Origin of the sequence: Arthrobacter sp. YAF34 (assembly GCF_052113245.1) — a bacterium.
Taxonomy (GTDB): domain Bacteria; phylum Actinomycetota; class Actinomycetes; order Actinomycetales; family Micrococcaceae; genus Arthrobacter.
The window spans coordinates 1-591 of the sequence record NZ_JBFRCV010000043.1; the positions used below are offsets into that span (position 1 = coordinate 1).

The 591-nt window shown below is 63.6% G+C and carries 1 protein-coding gene and 1 pseudogene; both read right to left on the reverse strand.

What is annotated here, in order from left to right; genetic code table 11:
* A pseudogene (locus AB4Y72_RS19680) lies at positions 1–200 on the reverse strand (dihydrofolate reductase family protein); the annotation flags it as partial.
* A 230-nt stretch (positions 201–430) separates the two neighbouring features.
* A complete protein-coding gene (locus AB4Y72_RS19685; protein WP_441427790.1) occupies positions 431–580 on the reverse strand; it encodes a YciI family protein in 150 nt (49 codons plus the stop codon).
* Positions 581–591: the final 11 nt, after the last annotated feature.

The following is a 591-nucleotide window of genomic DNA, read 5'->3' on the forward strand; positions in this document are numbered from 1 at the left end:
GGGCTTGCGAAGGTCTCGTCGATTCCAGCGGAGCCCTCCCCCTCGCCTGGGAGGCCCATCTGCCTAAAAGTGCGTGTTGGAAGAGCCCACTCGACCAGGCGCATCCCTGCGTGCCCGAACGGTGCGTCCATCTCCTGCCCCTCACCGGTACCGAATCCGTCGAGCGAGACGGAGAAGTTATGAACGCGAACGAGTGACATCGGGCTCCTTAGGCGTGGTCGGGGCGTCGGAGGCTGCGCACGAAACGGGCAGCCTCACCCGTTTGCAGTCTGCAATCGCTGCGCCGAACGTAACGCAGGCTGCTAGTAGCCTGCAAGCAGTTCAGGGAGGTGCACGGTGCCGAAGCCGCGGCCGGGCTCGGCGGGGCCACGTCATCCGGGCCGGCCAGGGTACGTCTGGGCGTTTCGTGGATTGACTGCGATTACGAGGGTTACGGATCGATGCGGCGTACCTGGATCGGCCACAGCCTTGCCTCTCCGAGCTTGCCCGCAATTTCCACGGCACGGACAAGATCGACGCAGTCGACGATGTAGTAGCCGGCGACAATTTCTTTCGTCTCCATAAACGGGCCATCGGTCACGGTGCATGTGC